Below are 14,309 nucleotides of genomic sequence, written 5' to 3' on the forward strand. Positions count from 1 at the left end.
TGCCAGGTCGCGTGCCCGCCCCTTGCCGGCGATCCTCATCGGCATGCCGAACTCGGGCTCAATCGTAAAGGTGGTTTGCGCGGCGGCGTCGGCGGGTAATTCAAGGCCGGCTATTCGGCGATCGGGCGGAGGTGGCGTATGCCGGGCGGGTACGCACGACTGCGGGCGGGGCTGCTGGTGACCGCGCTGGCGGTGAGTGGCTGCGGCGGAGTCAGCTCGACGGTCGAAACCGGCGGGACCACACTCGTCACCATGGGATTCGGGGCTGGGGACGAGATCGCCAAGACCCGGATCGAGCTGGCGGACAAGGTGATCGCTCCAGCTACGGTCAAGGTCGGCGGCAGTGCCTTCGACGCACAGCAGTTCCTGGCCGCGGTGGCGGCGGGGAATCCCCCCGACATCATCTACCTCGACCGCCAGCTGCTCGGCACTTATGCGGCGCGGGACACCTTGATGCCGCTGGGCGAATGCGTCCGGGACAGCCAGGTGAAGGTGGCGGAGTTCCGGGAGGCCGCGGTGGCCGAGGTGACCCTGCGCGGTCAGCTGTACGGGCTGCCGGAGTCCTACAACAACCGTCTGATCATGGTCAACGACGCGGTGGTGCGCCAAGCCGGTGCCGATCCGGCGGAGGTCGGCACCGCGGACCGGGCGAAGCTGGCGGCACTCACCCGGAGCCTCACCGGTCGCGACGGTGGCGGTGCGCTCACCCGGATCGGATTCGACCCGAAGCTCCCCGAGTTTCTTCCGTTGTGGGCCAGGGCAAACGGGGTCACGATGCTCAGCGAAGACGGACTCAAGGCCAACCTCGACGACCCTCGGCTGATCGAGATATTGGACTACACGGTAGGTCTGATCGAGGCACAGGGCGGCTGGGGCAAACTGAAAGCGTTCCGCGACACCTTCGACTTCTTCGGCGCGAAGAACCCGTTCGCCACCGGGCAGCTCGCCGCCGGGCCCATGGACGACTGGTACCTCAACGTGCTGGCCAACCACTCGCCGCAAATCACCCTCTCCGTCCGGCCGTTCACGGACCAGCACGGCACGCCGATCGATTGGGTCACCGGTTCCGCATGGGCCATTCCGGCGGCGAGCAAACACAAGAAGGAAGCGTGCGCCTGGATCGCGACGATGACCAAGTCGGATTCCTGGATCGCCGCCGCACGGGCACGGGCCGACGCGCGCAAGGCCGCCGGGAAACCGTTCACCGGGGTCTACACCGGAAACCGGGTCGCCGACGAGAAGATCTTCGGTGAACTGGTCAAGCTCGATGACAAGCCGGTTTTCGGGAACGCTGTCAAGGCGGTTCTCGACGCGCAGAAAACGGCCTTCTCGATGCCGTCCTCGCCCGCTGGAGCGGAATTCAAAGCCGCCTGGCAGGATGCGGTGAACCGTGTGCTCTCCGGTGCCCAGCGCCCCGCGGACGCGCTGCGCCAGGCACAGGCGGAGGCCCAACGGGCACTCGACCTCGCAGCGCAGCCCCGGTGAGGGCGGCCCTGCCCACTCGGGGGGCGAGGATACGGACGTGGGCGCGGGGCTTCCGGCGGCGGGAAACCTTGGCCGCGTACGCGTTCCTGTCACCGTGGATGATCGGCTTCCTGATCTTCATGCTGATCCCGATGGTGGCGAGTTTCGTGCTCTCACTGACCGACTACGACGCCCTGCGGGAACCGACCGCGGTCGGCCTCGCCAACTACCGCCAGTTGATGGAGGACCCCGACGTCCGTAAAAGCCTGACCAACACCCTGGTCTACGCGCTCATGTCGGTACCGTCGACGATGGCCGTCTCACTCGGCCTCGCCGCGCTGCTGGTCAGGACGGGGCGCCGGTCGGCCGGGATCTTCCGTACCCTGTTCTACCTGCCGGAGATCACCCCGAAGGTGGCCGTCGGCGTGCTGTTCCTGTTCCTGTTCAACGGGCAGGCCGGCCTGGTCAACGAGGTGCTCGGGCTGTTCGGGGTGCGGGGGCCGCAGTGGAGCACCGACGGTGCGTGGATCAAACCGGGGCTGGTGCTGATGCAGCTGTGGTCGGTCGGCAGCACGGTGGTGATCTACCTCGCCGCGTTGAAGAGTGTGCCACCGGAGCTGTACGAAGCCGCGGAACTCGACGGAGCGTCACGGTGGCGCCGGTTCCGGCACATCACTGTGCCGATGATCAGTGGTGCGCTGTTCTTCACGCTCATCGTGCAGACCATCGCGGCGCTGCAGACGTTCGACGAGGCGTACACGGCGTTCTACGGCAACGCCTCCTCCGCCGGATACAGCAGCGATGCCGCTCTCTTCTATCTGATCTACCTGTTCCAGCAAGGTTTCCAGTTTTTGCACATGGGTTACGCCTCGGCCATGGCTTGGCTGCTGTTCGCGATCATCATGGTGATCACGCTGATCCAGGTGCGGCTGAGCAAGCGTTTCGTCTACTACGAGGGCCGGTGAAGCATGGTCGTCACGAGCAACTTGCCGCCGGTCGCTGAGCCCCTTTCCGAATCGACGCCGCAAGTGCGCCGGCGCGGCCGTCGGCGCCCCCTGGTGTGGGTGGCGCTGGTGGCCGCGTCGGTGGTGTTTCTGTACCCGTTCGCCTGGTTGTTGAGCGCGTCGGTGAAACCGGGCGAACAGGTCTTCGACAACGCGCTGCTCCCTCAGCAGGTGGTGTTGGGCAACTACGCCGAGATCTGGCGCGCGGCACCGGTGGCCGCCTGGCTGTTCAACAGCGTGGCGGTGAGTCTCGCCGCCGCACTCGCCGCCACGGTGGCCAGCTCACTGGTCTCGTTCGGCTTCGCCTATTTCCGGTTCCCTGGGCGCAACGCGCTTTTCGGACTGGTGCTCGCCACCATGATGCTGCCGGGCGCGGTCACCATGATCCCGGTGTACCTGATCTGGAACGAAGCCGGGCTGGCCAGCACCCAGGTGCCGTTGTGGGCGGGCAATCTGTTCGGCAGTGCGTTCTACATCTTCCTGCTGCGGCAGTTCTTCCTCGGGTTGCCGAGGGAACTTTTCGAGGCCGCGCGCATCGACGGTGCGAGCTACTGGACGCTGTTCTGGCGGATCGCGGTACCGCTGTGCAAACCGGCGATGGTGGTGACTTTCGTCTTCGAACTCAAGGCCAGCTGGTCGGATCTGCTGAAGCCGTTGATCTATCTGCGGGACCCGGCGTTGTACACGCTGCCGCGCGGCCTCAAAGCCCTTTCGGACCAGTTCGGCCAGGCAGGTGAGCAACGATGGGAAATCGTGCTGGCCGGTAGCGTGCTCACGACGCTGCCGATGATCATCGTCTTCTTCCTCGCCCAGCGGCATTTCGTGGACGGCATCTCGACGCGCCGCCGGATCGACTGAGCCCGTTCCAGACAAGCGAGCATGAGCGCGGGCACGATGCCCTGGGCGGCCAAAGGCACCCAGCACAGGACCAGACTCGCGACGACGTAGACACGCTGGCCGTTCGGAGCCAGGTGGAGACCGAGTTTCTCCAGGTGCGGTTCGGGCTTGGGCAGGGAAGACTTTTGCGGTTTCCAAGCCGGGGCCGGTCGCTTCCGCTGGGGCGAGACGCCGGTACGCAGATACAGGAGCAACTCCGGCGCGCTCGATTCGACCATCAGGACCTGCGCGAAGTCGGTACCGTTCTCCAGCAGGTTGCCGCCCCGGAGCCGCGGCTCGGTCATGGGTACCGGCCTCAGCACCGACACCAGCACGGTCACGCCCGCGCCGCCGACCAGCAGCGCGGGTAGCATCGTGGCCAGCCAGGGCCAAAGGCCGTATTCGCCGGTGAAGACGACCATCGCGATGGTCAGGACGAGTGTCGTCGGCGCGGTGACCAGCAACCAGGCGAGCTGGCGGCCGCGTACATCGTGGCAGGCGGAACCGGGGATCATCAGTTTGCCCCACAGCTCGGTGCCGTCCTCGGCATACTGGTTCGCGGAGATCGCCGCGACCCACAGCGCGAACACCAGGCCGGTCCACGGCAGGAAGATCGACGCGCCGACGGCCAGCGGCAGCAGGCAGAACACCAGGGCGTAGCAGAGGGCGAAAACCAGGTAATGAAAGCGAAGCAGGTCTCGGGACCAGGTTCGCAGCTCCCGGGCGACGACCGCGGTCACCGGACCCCTGGCCCAGTCGCCGGAGGACATCCGGGCCGGACGGTGTTGTGCTGAACCGGAACGACACCTCTGGCAACATGAAAAAGCGGGTCTCCGCAGCTGGTGAGCTGCGGAGACCCGCTTCGTCCGTCGGGCTGACAGGATTCGAACCTGCGACCCCTTGACCCCCAGTCAAGTGCGCTACCAAACTGCGCCACAGCCCGGACCCGCGCTCCGTGGAGTGCGATGTGAGTACTTTAGCGGGTCCGGAAGCCGGGCTTGCAACCAGGGGTCACTGTGTGTCTGAGCTGGGAAAACGGACCGTGAGGGCCGCCCTGCCGCAATCAGGCGGCGTCGGCGGAGTCACTGTGGGTTGCCCGCGTGCGTGAGGGTCTGCCAGGCGACGAACAGGCTATTGGTACCTGCCGGGCGCTGACGCAGGGTGAGGGCCTCGGTATTGCTCATGGTGTGCCCGAGGCGGGCGTGGAGGTGGTTGTAGCCGACCTCGGTGATCGGGCCGAGGCCGAGCGTCAGGCTGCCGCCGCACAGCCACGACGGGACGGCGGCGCCCATCTGGTACTTCGCGTGGAAGCCGAGGCCTTCGCGGAGACGGTCGGCGATCTCCGGGTAGAGGTCCTGGCCTTGGATGCGGGTGGTCTCGGCGAAGTTGGCGATGGCGGCGAGGCCGTAGCCGGTGTGGGTGAAATCGCGGCAGGTCTCCTGGGAGAGGCCGTTGACGAAGGTCGTCTGGCCTTGCCAGTACTTCACGATCTTGTCGCGGGTGTCGAGGCCGCTGCCGGGCGCGGTCCGGGGGAGCGCGCCGTCGCTGGTCAGGTAGAGGTAGGCGGGGACGCGAGTCCGGAACTTCGCGACGGCCTTGTCGTAACTCGCCTTGTCGTCGAGGAAGACCGCGATGCCGACGGCGGCCTCGGTCATGCTGAGTTCCCAGTTTCCGTTGCTGTGACTGCCGTTGCTCACCTCGGGCAGGTACACGTTCCGCAGCATGGTGCCGAAACGGCCGGAATTCGGCCAGTTCGGGTAGGAGTGCTTGATGATCTCCGCCGCGCGCGGCCACGAGGAGGCCGACCAAGCCGATTGCAGGGGAGCGTTGCTGTTCGTGTGGTCCCTCAATACCGCCGACCAGGCGTCCATGATCTCGATCGCCTTGGTCGCGTATTTCGTGTCGCGGGTGATGTACCAGGCGAGGGAAAGGGAGTACGCGGCGATCGCGTCTTGCCGTTCGTCGGTACACCCGAGGTTCGGATTCGAATAGGGGCCGCATTCGACGACGGCGCGGGGTTTCGGTGACCGGGACAGCGACGCGTACGAACCTGACACCATCGCGTCGTAGGCCTGTTTCCACGGTTGCGCGCCGACTTGGACCTTGGCGCGCACGAAGTCCAGTTGCGGACGGCTGACCAGGACGCCGGGGTGGGTGAAGGCGGCGGGCGCGGCCCGAGCGGGAGCGCTGAAAAGGCCTAGCGCCAAGGAAATGAGCGTGGTGAGGGCGAGCAGTTTTCTCGGTAGGGACATGGTTCTCCTCGGGCGGGTGTGAGCCAGGTCACCGGCGGCGTGCGCTTCAGTGTCATGGTCTGAACCAGGTGCGTCAAGACCTTAATTCGACTCGAAAATAAAGAGGGGGCCCTTTGTTCAGCGGCGCCAGGGGCCTACGAAGGCCGGGCTCCCGATGGGGTACGTGCCGATGAGCCGCCAGGTCGCGCGTTCGTAGGCTTGAATCGCGTCATTGTTCTGCGACGCGACATAACAATGCTCGCCGATGATCGAGAAATGCCGTGGCCCTTCACCGGTCCCGTGGTCGGCGACGGCCTTCGGGAGAACGCCGTCGAGCGCGAACTCGGTGATCGCTTCGGGACCGCGGTTGGACAGGAACAGCCGGTCGCCGTGCAGTTCGAGCTGCGCCGGGAGGTTCTCGCCGCCGGGGTTCAGTGTCGCGGGAACCGAGTTCACGACCGTGAACGTGCCCGCCGGCTCTTCGCGCACTGTCACCAGCGAGGCTGCCAGCTCGCCGACGACGTAGGCGTGACCGGTGCCTGGACGCCGCACGAGTTGACGTGGACCGGTGCCGGCAGGCAACGCCGAGACCGACACCGGGATCAGGTCGCCCTCCTCCCCGATGCGGTAACTGCGGATCTCGTCGGTACCGAGGTCGACCGCGCTGACCAGCGTGCCGGTTTCGTCCACCACGGCCATGTGCACGTGTGCGGCTTCCTGCCGTTCGGCGTTGGGTCCGCCGCCTTCGTGCTGGACGAGCGCCGTGCGCACGGTGGGCACCCCGTCCGGGCCGAGCGCGAAGGCGGCGAGGCTTCCGCCGCTGTAGTTGGCGCACAACAGGAACCGGCCATCGGGCGTGACCGCCAGGTGACACGGGTCCGCTCCGCCGGTCGGCAGCGAGTTCAACACTTCCAGCGTGCCGTCCCCGGCGACCGCCACGGCGCTGATCGCGCCCTCGGCCGTCTCGTTCACGGCGTAGAGCACCGGCAACGTGGGATGCGGCGTCAGCCAGCTCGGCGAGTCCAGTTCGAGGGAGCCCGCCGGGGTCAGCTCCCCGGTCCGCCCATCGCGCCAGAAGGTGCCGATGCCTTCACCGTTGCCGTTGCTCGCGGCGGTGTAGGAGCCGACGATGATCAGGATCCGGTCGTCGTTCGCAGGAGTCACAGGCACACTGTGCAGCAAACCGAGGCATCCGTGAAGGCCTCCTTGCCTACCCTCAAGGTAGACAAGGAGGCCTTCACGGACGGACGTGGAACTACTTCAGTGAGGTGTCCACTGTGGTCATGAGGGATCCGGTGTCACCCGACATCTCCCAGGCCATGACTCCGAGCAACCCTCTGGTCTTGAGCCAGGCGACCTTCTGCTGGATGGACCAGGCGTCGTCGAAGGTCCACCATTGCCCGCCGTTGCCGGTGTAGCACGCGGTGGCCACGGCAGCGGTGTCGTGTTGGACGGTGCAGTTCGGGACACTGGCCAAGAGATTCGCGTAGCCACGAGTACCTGCTTCCTCGGCGAACTGGCCTGGCGCGGCGCCGGTCGCGCTCTGCCATTCGCCCTTCTTGCCGCCGTCCGCGACCCCTTGCCATCCTCGACCGTAGAAGGCGAGTCCGAGGGTCAGTTTCCGGGGATTCGCCCCGGCGTTGGTGTAGGCGTTGATCGCCGACTCCACACTGAACTTGAAGTTGTACGGGTCGTCCGCGTCGGCGTAGAGGTTTCCCTGATGGCCGGTGCGGTTCGGCTCCCACGAGTTGTCGCTGCCCGAGCCGTGGAAGTCGTAGCCCTGCACGTTGGCGACGTCGAGGTAGTCGAAGATCTTCGGGATTTCCCAGCCGCCGCTCACCTTCGCCGGGTCGGCGGGGGTGAACGCCTGCAGTTCGTACCGCTTGCCGGTGGTCGCGCCGTAGGCGTCCATCTGCGTGCGGAACTCGGCCAGCAGCGCGGTCAGGTTCGTCTTGTCGTTGGCGCTCCAGTGGTTGCCGGGATGCCCGTCGGGACTGCCCGGCCACTCCCAGTCGATGTCGATGCCGTCGAAGATGCCCGCGGCCGTGCCCGGCCCGCCGGCCCCGCCGTACGCCTTCACGTTCCCCTTCAGGTACGTGTCGATGCACGACGCGACGAACTTCTGCCGGGACGCGGCCGTGGCCGCGACGTCGGAGAAGTACTTCGAATAGGTCCAGCCGCCCAAGGAGATGAGCACCTTCAGGTTCGGGTTCTTGGCCTTGAGTTTCTTCAGCTGGTTGAAGTTGCCGCGCAACGGTTCCCAGCCGGTGTCGCCCACGCCGTCGACGGACTGGGCCGCGGACATCGGCCGCGAGTAGTCGGCTTCCGCGTCGCCCGCGCCGTCACCCTGGTTCGGGTCCTGCGGGTTCGACGTCGTCCCCTTGGTGACACCCGAAAGGCAGGTGTGGTTGACCGGGTCGATGTTGCCGAAGGCGTACAGCAGATGCGTCAGCTTGCTCGCGGATCCGTTGGTCACCAGGTTCTTGACGAAGAACTGGCGGCCGTAGATACCCCACTGGACGAAGTAGCCGACCCGGGCGTAACCGTTCACGATGTCGCCGGTGCGAGCGCTGACGGCGGCGCTCGCCGCGGAGACGTTGTCGTATCCGTCGCGGGCTTTGACCGTGAAAGAGTACGAAGTGGACGGTGAAAGGCCGCTCACCGTCGCGGTCGTCCCGGTCACCGTGGTGGCCAGTGTCGTGCCGCGGTAGACGTCGTAGGAGACGACGCCGGTGTTGTCGGTGGACGCGGTCCACGCCAGTGCGACGGAGCTGGACGTGACCGCGGTCGAGCGAAGGTTCGACGGCGCCGTCGGTGCCTGGGTGTCGTCGCCCGGGTTGTTCGTGGTCACCGCCAGCGCCGGGGTGGGCGGGGACTTGGTGTCCTTCCGATCCTTGGCGACGACGGTGAAGCTGTAGGCCGTGTTCGGCGTCAGCCCGGTGATCCGCGCCTCGGTGCCGGTGACCGACGCCGCCAGCGTGGTGCCCTGGTAGACGTCGTACCCGGCGACGGGCAGCGAACCCGGGGCCGACGCGTTCCAGGCCAGTGCGGCGGTCGTGGTCGTCTTGGCCACGAGGCGCAGGTTGGCGGGCGTCGACGGTGGTGTGTCGCCCGACCCGTCACAGTTCGCGTCGTCGATCCGGCAGGTGGTCGGGTTGACCGCGGAGCTGAGCCGGAACGACGGGCTGTAAGGGTAGGTCGAGCGGCCCGGCGCGAGTGACTTGATGTAGTACGCCGGGGTGAGGGTGACTTGGTCGCCCGTTTGGGAGACGGTGGCGTTGGAGCCGCTTGTGGCGGTCACCCCGGCGGGGACGGTGAAGGTGATGGACCAGTCGGCGACGGTTTCGCTGCTGGGGTTGGTGACGGTGTATTCACCGGTGGTGCCCGTCAAGGTGAAGGCGGCGCGGAGGCGGCCCGCCGCTAGTGCCGGAGTGCCCGCGGCCACCAAGAGCCCGGCGGCGAGGAGGGTCACGGTGAATGCGCTGAGTAGTCGTTTTCTGGTGCGTCTCATGGCGGTTCTCTCCAAAAGAGGCGGCGAGACTGAACCTGATCTGAACTGGCGCGATGTGGTCTAGACCACACCTGAATGTAGCGCGGCTCGCATAAAAGGTCTAGACCGATTCGGCGGCCGTGAACCCGTTCGGCCGTGCGTGCGGATAGCAGGTGACACTGTCGACCGGCGAAGGGCGGTTCATGAGCACATCTGGGGCGGATCCGGGGGATCTCGAAGACGCGGAGCTGATCGCGAGGTCGGTGACCAGGCCGGACTGGTTCTCCGCGATCTTCGACCGGCATGCCGCGCACATCCACCGGTACCTGGTCAGACGCGTCGGACCCACCGCCGCCGAGGACGCGCTGGGGGAGGTGTTCCTGGTGGCCTTCCGCAAACGCGAGGGCTACGACACCGAGCGCCGTGACGCCCGGCCGTGGCTTTACGGGATCGCGACCAACCTGGTGGCGCAGCGGCGCCGCGAGGAGGTCAAAGAACTGAAACTACGGGAAGCCCTCGGCCCGCCGGCTCACGAGGAAGGGCATGCCGAGCGTGTCGCGGAGCAGGTGACCGCCGCGTCGATGGGGAAGCTGCTGGACTCCGCGCTGGCGGGACTGAGCGACGGCGACCGCGACGCGCTCACGTTGTTCGCCGGAGAAAACCTGAGCTACGGGGAAGTGGCCTCGGCGCTGGGCATTCCACTCGGCACCGTCCGCTCGCGGCTCAACCGCGCCCGCCGGCAGGTCCGCGAGACGCTCGGGCACCCGGAAATCACGACTTCGAAGGAGATCGCCACCCATGGATGAGCTGAAGCTGATCGCCGAGCGGACCGCATCGGTGCCCCTCGCGGAATCCGACGCGCTCGGCTCGGCACGCGCGCGATTGATGGCCGAGATCGCCGCCGCCGGGACGGAGAACGTGGTGCCGCTCAAGAAGCGGCGGCGGTGGGTCTGGACCGGGGTGGGTGCGGCGGGCCTGGCCGCGGCCATCACCGCCGTCGTCGCGTTCGCCCCGGCCGGTCTGGAGCCACCCGTGGCCACCGCGGATCCCGTGGCCGTCCTGCGCAACGCCGCCGCGGTCGCGCTGAAGGCGCCGGACACACCACCGACGCCGAGCCAGTTCGTCTACACCAAGACCAAGCAGCCCGACGGCGAGCGGGAATCGTGGCTTTCGGCCGATGGTACCCACGACGGGCTGATCAAAATGGCGGACGGAAAGTCCTTCCCGCTCCCGGGCTGTCGAAACGGGCGGGCGCAGGCGTACAAGGGCGAAAAGCCGCTCAAGGGCGTCATGGAGCCGTGCACGCCAAGGCCCGCTTACCGGGCGGATCTGCCCGCCGACGCCGACGCGATGTTCGCCTACCTCAACGCCAACCACAGCGGTCACGACGGCGACTTCAACGCGATGGGCAAGGATGTCCTCGCGCTGGCGAACGAAAACCACCTTCCGTCCGCAGTCCGGGCGGCGCTGTTCGGCGCCGCGGCCAAGGTGCCCGGCCTGCGCGCCGTCGACCACGCCAAGGACGCGGCGGGCAGGCCCGGTGTGGGCATCACTTGGCCGCTCGGGCCGGGGCACGACCCCAAGGTGGCGAAACCGGTCGTGATCGTCTTCACCGCGGACACGTTCCGGTACCTGGGCACGAATTCGACCGCGGTGATCGCGTCCGGCGTGGTGGACGCGGTCGGTCAGCGGCCCTAGCCGTCACTGCACAGCGGATCAGCGGCCGGTGAAGGTCGCCTTGCCGGGACCGTCGGCGAGGAACGACTTCACCGCGCCGCGCAGGTCCTCGGTGTCGAAGAGACCGGCGGCGATCGTCGTGATGTGCTCGTTCGCCTCGGCGACGCCGCCGTGCTCGTAGTGGTCGAGGACCTTCTTGGTGGCCGCGTGTGCCCGGGTCGGTCCCTGCGCGAGGTCGTTCGTGAAAGCGCGGACGGCCTCGTCGAAGGCGTCCGCCGGGAACACGCGGTTCACCACGTTCCAGCGTTCGAGGGTCGCGGCGTCGTAGGTCGCGCCGGTCATCACGAACTCCTTGGCGCGGCCGACACCGGCGCGGGCGGCGAGCCGCTGGGTGCCGCCCATGGTCGGGGTCAGCCCGACGACCCGTTCGACGAGACCGAACTTGGCCCTCTCGCTCGCCAGGATGATGTCGCAGGCGACCGCGACCTCGAAGGCCCAGGTCAGGCACAGACCATGGGCGGCGAAGACGGTAGGGAAGGGGAGCGCGGCGATCCGGTCGGGGATCGCCAGCATCTCGTCGAAGAGCACCTTCGCCTCGGCCGCGGAGGACTGGGCGTCGAACAGGGAGACGTCGACCCCGCCGCTGACGATCTTCCCCTCGGCCCGGATGAGCGCCGCGCGCGGCGGCGTGGCCTCCAGGTCGCCGATCGCCTCGGCCAGTTCTCGCTGGAGTTCCGCGGTGTAGAGGTTCAGCGGCGGCGAAGCGATGGTCAGGACGGCGACGCCGTCCTCGTGGTCGAGGCGGATCGAGGTGGCCAAGGCGGTGTTCCCTCCGCTAGATCGTTTTCGGTGACCCTAGCCGGAGGTGTCCGCGAGTTCGTCCCATTGGGACTGTGCTTCTGGTCGCCATTCCACGTGCTTGCGGTGGAAAAGGTCCGCCGCGCGCACGCCGCTCCAACCGTCGGGGAGAAGTTTCAGTGGAAGGCGTGGATCGAGGAACGGGAAACTGCGCCATTCGTGGACGAGTTCGGTCTGCGCGCGAAGAACGCCGCGTTCACCTGAAGGATGCAAACCGGTGAAACGGTCGATGAAGTCCTCGTAGCGGTCTTTGAGTTCGCTGAGATCCCAGGACCGCGCGACCATCGTCTCCTGGTCGCCGACGTCGCCATAGGCGGCGGTGAACGACATCGCCTGCGCGTCGAGGCCGAGTTCCTGCACGATCTGCTGGGCTTCCCGCTGACGGGTGAGGTCCGGGCTGACCCAGACACCCGCGACCGGTGAGCCGAATCCGGCCCAGGTCAGGCGCGTGCGCAGCCGGTGCCGGAGGTCCCGCTTCGCTTCGGGGACCGAGACGATCAGCATGAGCCAATGACCGTCCCATTCCCGCTCCTCGTTGCCGAAGGCGTAGATCCGTTCGGCGCCTTCGGTCAGGAGACGTCTGCCTGGTGGGGTGAGCGACCAGCGCACTCTTCGTCCGACGCGCTCCGAGATGACCCAGCCCTCGGCGGACGAACGGGCCAGCGCCTGCCGGGCGGACTTCTCTTCGATGTCGAGCACCCGTAGCGCTTCGACCAGCGTGGACGTCCAAATCGGCTGGTCACGGGGCAGGACGTACTCGCCGAGGATCGTCATCAGCAGCGATCGGGCGCTGGCATGGCTGACTTCCCGTCGCCTGCTCAGTGTCGGCCTACGGGTACCGCCTTTCTGCTGGTGTGCGACGGGGACCTGGGTGGCGGAATCCGCCATTTGCTGTCACCGACCTCAATGCTCGGGGGTTCGTTCGGGTCCAGAAGAACAACCAGGTTACCCACGTTCCGTGATCGGTTGGATACTTGCCACTCTTCCGAGGGACCACGAGCTGTTCAATCGGTCCCCGTAGACTCACTGCTCTCATGAGCGCCACACTCGTTGCCAAGGATCTCGCCGCCGGCCACGGCGACCGTGTACTGTTCTCCGGTCTCGATCTCGTCGTCGCCCCTGGCGAGGTGATCGGTCTCGTCGGCGTCAACGGCGCGGGCAAGTCGACCCTGCTGAAGACCCTCGGCGGGCTCGTGCCGCCCGAAGCGGGCAGCATCCGGCTGAACCCGCCCACGGCCACCGTCGGTCACCTCCCGCAGGAGCCGGAACGCCGGGAAGGTGAGTCCGTCCGCGCGTTCCTCGCGCGCCGCACCGGTGTCACCGCCGCGCAGGCCGCGCTCGACGCCGCCACCGAGGCGCTGACCGCGGGCGAAGCCGGCGCGGACGACGCCTACGGTGAGGCCCTCGATCGCTGGCTCGCGCTCGGCGGGGCCGACCTGGACGACCGGGCGGGTGAGGTCGCCGCGGAACTCGGGCTCACGATCAACCTCGAACTGCCGATGCTGTCGCTGTCCGGCGGCCAGGCGGCACGGGCGGGAATGGCCTCGCTGTTGCTGAGCCGGTACGACATCTTCCTGCTCGACGAGCCGACCAACGACCTCGACCTCGACGGGCTGGAACGGCTCGAGCGGTTCGTGACCGGCCTGCGCGCCGGTACGGTGCTGGTCAGCCACGACCGCGAATTCCTCGCTCGCACCGTGGACCGCGTCGTGGAACTCGACTTCGCGCAGCAACAGGTACGGACCTATGGCGGCGGCTACGAGTCCTATCTGGAGGAACGCGCCGTCGCGCGGCGGCACGCCCGCGAGGAGTACGAGGAGTTCGCGAACACGAAGGCCTCACTCGAAGCCCGTGGCGCGATGCAGCGTTCGTGGATGGAGAAGGGCGTCAAGAACGCCCGGCGCAAAGCCACCGACAACGACAAGGTGGGCCGCAAGTTCCGGAGCGAGGCGACGGAGAAGCAGGCGTCGAAGGCCCGCCAGACCGACCGCATGATCGAACGGCTCGACGTCGTCGAAGAACCGCGCAAGGAATGGGAACTGCGGATGGAGATCGCCGCGGCGCCCCGGGCGGGTGCGGTGGTGGCGACCCTGCGCGGCGCGGTGGTGCGGCGGGGCGGGTTCACGCTCGGGCCGGTGGATCTGCAGATCGACTGGGCGGACAAGGTCGCGATCACCGGGGCCAACGGCGCCGGGAAGTCGACGCTGCTGGCCGCCCTGCTCGGCCGCGTCGCGGTCGACGAAGGCGCCGCGTCGCTCGGCTCCGGTGTCGTCGTCGGTGAGGTCGACCAGGCGCGGAAGCTCTTCCTCGGCGACCTTCCGCTCGTCGAGGCCTTCGCCCGCGAGGTTCCGGAACTCGCCGACGCCGAGGTACGGACGTTGCTGGCGAAGTTCGGGTTGAAGGCAGCGCACGTCCTTCGGCCGGCGGCCACGTTGTCGCCGGGGGAGCGGACCCGGTCGGCGCTGGCGCTACTGCAGGCGCGCGGGGTGAACCTGCTGGTGCTCGACGAGCCGACGAACCATCTGGACCTGCCCGCGATCGAGCAACTGGAGTCGGCGCTGTCGGAGTATCCGGGGACGCTGCTCCTGGTGACGCACGACCGGCGGATGCTGGACGCGGTGGAGACCACCCGGCGGCTGGAAGTGGCCGACGGGAAGGTCACCGAACTCTGAGCATTCAAAGGCTTTGCGCATTCAGAGGACTAAATGC

At 67.5% G+C, this 14,309-nt stretch carries 11 protein-coding genes and 1 tRNA gene; 6 read left to right on the top strand and 6 right to left on the bottom strand.

Annotated elements, in window-relative coordinates:
• Window positions 1–138 precede the first annotated feature (138 nt).
• The 3 genes from AVL48_RS00975 to AVL48_RS00985 all read left to right on the top strand — a co-directional run bounded on the left by AVL48_RS00975 (window position 139) and on the right by AVL48_RS00985 (window position 3,326).
• Complete coding sequence (locus AVL48_RS00975; RefSeq protein WP_061982920.1) at window positions 139–1,485, top strand: ABC transporter substrate-binding protein; 1,347 nt, start codon at window positions 139–141, stop codon at window positions 1,483–1,485.
• Between the two features lie 68 nt (window positions 1,486–1,553).
• Entirely contained in the window at window positions 1,554–2,429 is an 876-nt protein-coding gene (locus tag AVL48_RS00980) for a carbohydrate ABC transporter permease (protein ID WP_244162431.1), read from the top strand.
• 99 nt (window positions 2,430–2,528) lie between these two features.
• Window positions 2,529–3,326, top strand: a complete 798-nt coding sequence (locus tag AVL48_RS00985; RefSeq protein ID WP_244896125.1) for a carbohydrate ABC transporter permease — start codon at window positions 2,529–2,531, stop codon at window positions 3,324–3,326.
• An 887-nt stretch (window positions 3,327–4,213) separates the two neighbouring features.
• On the opposite strand, the gene AVL48_RS00995 is transcribed toward AVL48_RS00985, so the two are convergent.
• From AVL48_RS00995 to AVL48_RS01010, 4 genes are all read right to left on the bottom strand, one after another.
• Window positions 4,214–4,287 (bottom strand) — tRNA-Pro (locus AVL48_RS00995).
• Between the two features lie 139 nt (window positions 4,288–4,426).
• Window positions 4,427–5,596, bottom strand: coding sequence for an alginate lyase family protein (locus tag AVL48_RS01000; RefSeq protein ID WP_061982919.1), 1,170 nt, complete (start codon window positions 5,594–5,596; stop codon window positions 4,427–4,429).
• A gap of 117 nt (window positions 5,597–5,713) precedes the next feature.
• Window positions 5,714–6,739, bottom strand: coding sequence for a lactonase family protein (locus AVL48_RS01005; protein ID WP_082857501.1), 1,026 nt, complete (start codon window positions 6,737–6,739; stop codon window positions 5,714–5,716).
• A gap of 91 nt (window positions 6,740–6,830) precedes the next feature.
• Window positions 6,831–9,047 (bottom strand): glycosyl hydrolase family 18 protein, encoded by a 2,217-nt coding sequence (locus AVL48_RS01010; protein WP_082857502.1) that lies wholly within the window; start codon window positions 9,045–9,047, stop codon window positions 6,831–6,833.
• 221 nt (window positions 9,048–9,268) lie between these two features.
• Between AVL48_RS01010 and AVL48_RS01015 the strand changes: the two genes are divergently transcribed.
• Window positions 9,269–9,871, top strand: coding sequence for an RNA polymerase sigma factor (locus AVL48_RS01015; RefSeq protein ID WP_061982917.1), 603 nt, complete (start codon window positions 9,269–9,271; stop codon window positions 9,869–9,871).
• Window positions 9,864–10,763: a CU044_5270 family protein gene (locus AVL48_RS01020; protein WP_061982916.1), complete on the top strand. Its 900-nt coding sequence runs from the start codon at window positions 9,864–9,866 to the stop codon at window positions 10,761–10,763. The genes AVL48_RS01015 and AVL48_RS01020 overlap by 8 nt, the downstream gene beginning before the upstream one ends.
• Window positions 10,764–10,781: 18 nt before the next feature.
• On the opposite strand, the gene AVL48_RS01025 is transcribed toward AVL48_RS01020, so the two are convergent.
• Both AVL48_RS01025 and AVL48_RS01030 read right to left on the bottom strand, forming a co-directional pair.
• Window positions 10,782–11,561 (bottom strand): enoyl-CoA hydratase/isomerase family protein, encoded by a 780-nt coding sequence (locus AVL48_RS01025; protein ID WP_061982915.1) that lies wholly within the window; start codon window positions 11,559–11,561, stop codon window positions 10,782–10,784.
• Window positions 11,562–11,597: 36 nt separating this feature from the next.
• Window positions 11,598–12,488 carry a PaaX family transcriptional regulator gene (locus AVL48_RS01030; RefSeq protein ID WP_074038176.1) on the bottom strand — a complete coding sequence of 297 codons (891 nt, stop codon included), beginning with the start codon at window positions 12,486–12,488 and terminating at the stop codon, window positions 11,598–11,600.
• A 146-nt stretch (window positions 12,489–12,634) separates the two neighbouring features.
• Between AVL48_RS01030 and AVL48_RS01035 the strand changes: the two genes are divergently transcribed.
• Window positions 12,635–14,272: an ABC-F family ATP-binding cassette domain-containing protein gene (locus AVL48_RS01035; protein ID WP_061982913.1), complete on the top strand. Its 1,638-nt coding sequence runs from the start codon at window positions 12,635–12,637 to the stop codon at window positions 14,270–14,272.
• The last annotated feature ends 37 nt before the right edge of the window (window positions 14,273–14,309 follow it).

The organism is Amycolatopsis regifaucium, from assembly GCF_001613935.1.
GTDB classification, from domain to species: Bacteria; Actinomycetota; Actinomycetes; order Mycobacteriales; family Pseudonocardiaceae; genus Amycolatopsis; species Amycolatopsis regifaucium.

Bases quoted from the DNA above. Each gene is read 5' to 3' on its own strand.
- AVL48_RS00975 (WP_061982920.1), top strand. From the start codon at position 139: ATGCCGGGCGGGTACGCACGACTGCGGGCGGGGCTGCTGGTGACCGCG.
- AVL48_RS01000 (WP_061982919.1), bottom strand. From the start codon at position 5,596: ATGTCCCTACCGAGAAAACTGCTCGCCCTCACCACGCTCATTTCCTTG.
- AVL48_RS01015 (WP_061982917.1), top strand. From the start codon at position 9,269: ATGAGCACATCTGGGGCGGATCCGGGGGATCTCGAAGACGCGGAGCTG.
- AVL48_RS01020 (WP_061982916.1), top strand. From the start codon at position 9,864: ATGGATGAGCTGAAGCTGATCGCCGAGCGGACCGCATCGGTGCCCCTC.
- AVL48_RS01030 (WP_074038176.1), bottom strand. From the start codon at position 12,488: ATGGCGGATTCCGCCACCCAGGTCCCCGTCGCACACCAGCAGAAAGGC.
- AVL48_RS01035 (WP_061982913.1), top strand. From the start codon at position 12,635: ATGAGCGCCACACTCGTTGCCAAGGATCTCGCCGCCGGCCACGGCGAC.